This window comes from Sphingobium sp. (assembly GCF_035511395.1).
Taxonomy (GTDB): Bacteria; Pseudomonadota; Alphaproteobacteria; order Sphingomonadales; family Sphingomonadaceae; genus Sphingobium.
Genome location: NZ_DATKFP010000267.1, coordinates 1 through 3941, shown reverse-complemented (window position 1 = coordinate 3941; position 3941 = coordinate 1). Strand labels below are relative to the sequence as shown.

The window sequence follows — 3941 nt, the reverse complement described above, 5'->3', positions numbered from 1 at the left end:
TCGCGGGCGGCTCGACCGCCGTCACGAATTCCGAAAAATATGCCGACCCGACGCTTCGCAACACGCGGGACAATTTCATTCTGCTGGCGGCAAAGCACGGACTATCCAAGGTCGACATTCCGCCATGCCTGACGCTCTTTGCGCCTGTGGGTGTCGACGCCGCCGGCAAGCTCGTCTGGCAGGACGAAAAACCTGCCGCAGGCGACTATGTCGATCTCCGCGCCGAGATGGACATTCTTGTCTTCCTCTCGAATTGCCCGCATCCGCTCGCACCCGGCGCCTATGCGCCCGAACCCATTGAGCTCGTGTTCTGGAAATCGCCGGCGCCTGCCGCCGACGATTTCTGCCGCACCGCTTCGGAAGAAGCGATCCGCGGCTTCGACAACACAGATGCGATTTCGGAGTAAGGCCCATGAGCACCAACCGCGAACCCAACGCCGTCGCTTACGACGCTATCGTTCCCGCCAACAAGCCCTGGTCGCATGTCGTCAAAAAGGGACATTGCATGACCGCCCCCGATCTGAAGACCCCGACCGACCTCAAGAGCAACGCAACCAAGTCTGTTGCCGAAGCGCTGAACGGCGCGCTGGCGGACAGCTATGCGCTGTATCTGAAGACCAAGAATTTCCACTGGCACGTCTCCGGCCCGCACTTTCGCGACTATCATCTGATGTTCGACGAGCAGGCGACCGAGATCCTGGCTGTGACCGATCTGATCGCCGAACGCGTGCGCAAGACCGGCAACACCACTCTGCGCTCGATCGGCGACATTGCCCGTCACCAGACCGTCAAGGACAATGACGCCGACTTCGTCGCGCCGGCAGACATGCTGAAGGAACTGCGCGACGACAATCTGGCGCTGGTCGAAACCTTCCGTGCGGTTAAGGCCGCCGCCACCGAAGCGGGTGACAATGCGACCGAAGGCATTGTCGACGACTGGACCGACCAGGCCGAACAGCGTGCCTGGTTCCTGTTCGAGGCGGCGCGCGGCGCATAAGCCGAACGCCAGCAAAGAAGAAGCCCTCCGGTGCGAACCGGAGGGCTTCTTCGTGATGCAGCCGATGAGGTTCAGGCCTCGTCGACGGCAACGATCCCGACAATCTCCAGCGCTTCCACTTTCCCGGCGAAATCGAGCTTTTCGCCGACCTCCGCGTCCATCATGGCGCGGGCGAGGGGGGAGGAGAAGCTGATCCGCCCGTCATGCGGATCGGCCTCGTCATCGCCGACGATCGCCACCGTCTTTTCTTGGCTGTTGAGCCGATAGGTGACGCGCGTGCCGAAGGCGACCGTCTCGCCGTCCGCCACCGGCCGCAATTCGGCCGTTGCCAGCCTGGTGCGCCAGTAGCGCAGTTCGCGCTTGTGTTTCTTGGCCGCTTCCTCGTCCATGGCGGCGACATCGACGCTCTCCAGTGCCTCGACCTTTTCCCGCGTCAGCCGCAATCCGCGCATCGTGACCCAGTTGGGACCGGGCGGGATCGGCAGCTCGAACTTCGGCTCCATATGCTCATCGTCGCTCTCGCGACGAAAGGCGACACTCATCAACCTCTCCTGATCATATGATTCGTGCAGGGACAGACCGAAACGGCCGGTCAGTCTTCGTCGAACAGCCCGGCGAGTTGTTCCACCATCGTGCCGCCCAGCTGCTCGGCGTCCATGATGGTGACGGCGCGGCGATAATAGCGGGTGACGTCATGGCCGATGCCGATCGCCACCAGTTGCACCGGCGAGCGATTCTCGATCCAGTCGATCACCTGCCGCAGATGCCGCTCCAGATAGGTACCGCTGTTCACCGACAGGGTGCTGTCGTCCACCGGCGCGCCATCGGAAATCACCATCAGGATGCGCCGCTCTTCGGACCGCGCGATCAGCCTGGCATGTGCCCAGAGCAGCGCTTCACCGTCGATATTTTCCTTCAGCAGCCCTTCGCGCATCATCAGGCCCAGATTCTTGCGCGCCCGACGCCAGGGATCGTCGGCCTTCTTGTAGATGATGTGGCGCAGGTCGTTCAGACGCCCCGGCATCGGCGGTCGGCCGGCGGCGAGCCATTCCTCACGCGCCTGTCCGCCTTTCCACGCGCGGGTAGTGAAGCCCAATATTTCGGTCTTGACGCCGCAGCGCTCCAGCGTGCGCGCCATGATGTCGGCGCTGATCGCCGCGATGCTGATCGGCCGGCCACGCATCGAGCCTGAATTGTCGATCAGCAGGGTCACGACCGTATCGCGAAACTCGGTATCGCGCTCGATCTTGTACGAGAGCGAGCGGGTCGGATCGATCACGATCCGCGCCAGCCGCGCCGCGTCGAGCAGCCCTTCCTCCTGATCGAAGTCCCAGCTGCGCGATTGCTGCGCCATCAGCCGCCGCTGCAACCGATTGGCGAGCTTGGTGACGGCACCCTGCAAACTCACCAGCTGCTGGTCGAGGAAGCCGCGCAGTCGCACCAGCTCATCCTCGTCGCACAGCTCTTCCGGCGTGACGATCTCGTCATATTTGACGGTATAGGGCTTGTAGTCGAAGCCGGGCGGCAAGTCGGACATCGGCCGGTTAGGCCGGACCGGCATCATGCCCTCCTCACCCATATCGTCCGCGCCGTCATCGCTGTCGGCGTCGAACTCGTCGCTATAGTCGGTCTCGCCGTCCTCGGTCTCGCCGCCCTTGTCCTCGGCGCGGGCCTCGGCGTTCATGTCGCTGTCGCCGGATTCCTCCTGGCCGCTGTCGCCCTCTTCCTGCTGATCCTCCTGATCCTCGCCTTCATCCTGCGATTCGGGTTCTTCGGTATCGGGCGGCACATCGGCGTCGATCAGCTGGAGATGCTCCAGCATGGCGGTCGTCAGCTTCTGGAAGGCGCGCTGGTCGTCGATCGCCAGCGCCAGCGAGTCGAGGTCGCTGCCGGCCTTATCCTCGATCCACTGATCGACCATCGCAACGCCCGGCGCGGCATCCTTGGGGATGGACTGGCCGGTCAGCCGCTCGCGCACCTTGAGCGCAAGCGCGGTCGACAGCGGCACTTCGTCGGCGGATCGCGCCCGGCGGATCGCATCGGATTTCAGCCGCAGGTCGAGTGCGTGGTTGAGGTTGGCGCGCACGCCCTCCATTGCCCGCGAGCCGATCGCCTCGACCCGCGCCTGCTCGACCGCATCGAACACAGCGCGCGCCACCGCTTCCCCCGGTGCGGAGTTGGCGTGAAACTTCGGATTATGATGCCGCAGCTTCAGTGCATAGGCATCGGAAAAGCCACGCGCCAGCGCCACCTGATCGGCGGGCAGGGCACGGCCGGGCGTCGGCACCTTGATCGCCTTGCCCGCGGCATGGGGCGTATCGGCGGTGAAGGACACCTCGACTTCCGCGTCCCGCGTGATGGCGCGCGCGGCACCGGACAGCACATCCTTGAAGGCGTCGATGGGGGAACGTTCTGTCATGGAACCAGCAAGGCCTCGCGCAGCGCTGCACGTTCGGGCACATCGACACCCAGCACATCGCGCAGATAGCCGTCGACGCCGCCATGCATCCTGTCGAAATGCGCGAACAACGCTTCCAGATAAGCCACGTCGGCGATCAGCAACGGCTCCAGCATCTCCGCCCTGGCCTCTTGCAGCCGGCTGAGATGGCTTTCGCCCTGCGCGAACCGCCATGTCCAGTCGGCATGGCTGTTGGTCAGCAGATAATCTTCGATAATGATCTCGCGCGACACGCCCAGCGCTGCCAGCACCATCGCCGCACCGGCGCCAGTGCGGTCCTTGCCGGCCGAACAGTTGATCAGGATCGGCACATGACCGGCCAGCATCTGCGCGAACATGGCCCGATAGGCCTCGGCATGATCGGTCGCGATCTCGTGATAGACGTTCAGCATCGCCGCGCGCATATCCGCAGCGGTCGTCCGTTCTTCCCGCACCAGATCCACCAGCACGCCAGTCGCCCCGCTATAGTCGCGACAATAATAGTCG

General features: G+C 63.9%; 5 protein-coding genes. 2 read left to right on the top strand and 3 right to left on the bottom strand.

Annotated elements, in window-relative coordinates; genetic code table 11:
* Nucleotides 1–407 (top strand): DUF1989 domain-containing protein (locus VMR39_RS18795; RefSeq protein ID WP_325417903.1); only part of this gene is annotated, 407 nt, incomplete at its 5' end.
* Between the two features lie 98 nt (nt 408–505).
* On the top strand, nt 506–997 hold the full coding sequence (locus VMR39_RS18790) for a DNA starvation/stationary phase protection protein (protein ID WP_325417905.1): 492 nt from the start codon (nt 506–508) through the stop codon (nt 995–997).
* Nucleotides 998–1068: 71 nt separating this feature from the next.
* Here the strand turns inward: VMR39_RS18790 and VMR39_RS18785 are convergent, their stop codons facing one another.
* From VMR39_RS18785 to VMR39_RS18775, 3 genes are all read right to left on the bottom strand, one after another.
* Complete coding sequence (locus VMR39_RS18785; RefSeq protein ID WP_325417901.1) at nt 1069–1539, bottom strand: GreA/GreB family elongation factor; 471 nt, start codon at nt 1537–1539, stop codon at nt 1069–1071.
* 50 nt (nt 1540–1589) lie between these two features.
* The gene (gene cobT, locus VMR39_RS18780; RefSeq protein WP_325417899.1) at nt 1590–3416 is read right to left on the bottom strand and encodes a cobaltochelatase subunit CobT; all 1827 of its coding nucleotides are present in this window, start codon (nt 3414–3416) and stop codon (nt 1590–1592) included.
* Nucleotides 3413–3941 (bottom strand): tyrosine-protein phosphatase (locus tag VMR39_RS18775; protein WP_325417897.1); only part of this gene is annotated, 529 nt, incomplete at its 5' end. The genes cobT and VMR39_RS18775, both read right to left, overlap by 4 nt.

Coding starts and splice junctions, on each gene's coding strand:
- VMR39_RS18790 (WP_325417905.1), top strand. CDS start 506: ATGACCGCCCCCGATCTGAAGACCCCGACCGACCTCAAGAGCAACGCA.
- VMR39_RS18785 (WP_325417901.1), bottom strand. CDS start 1,539: ATGAGTGTCGCCTTTCGTCGCGAGAGCGACGATGAGCATATGGAGCCG.
- cobT (WP_325417899.1), bottom strand. CDS start 3,416: ATGACAGAACGTTCCCCCATCGACGCCTTCAAGGATGTGCTGTCCGGT.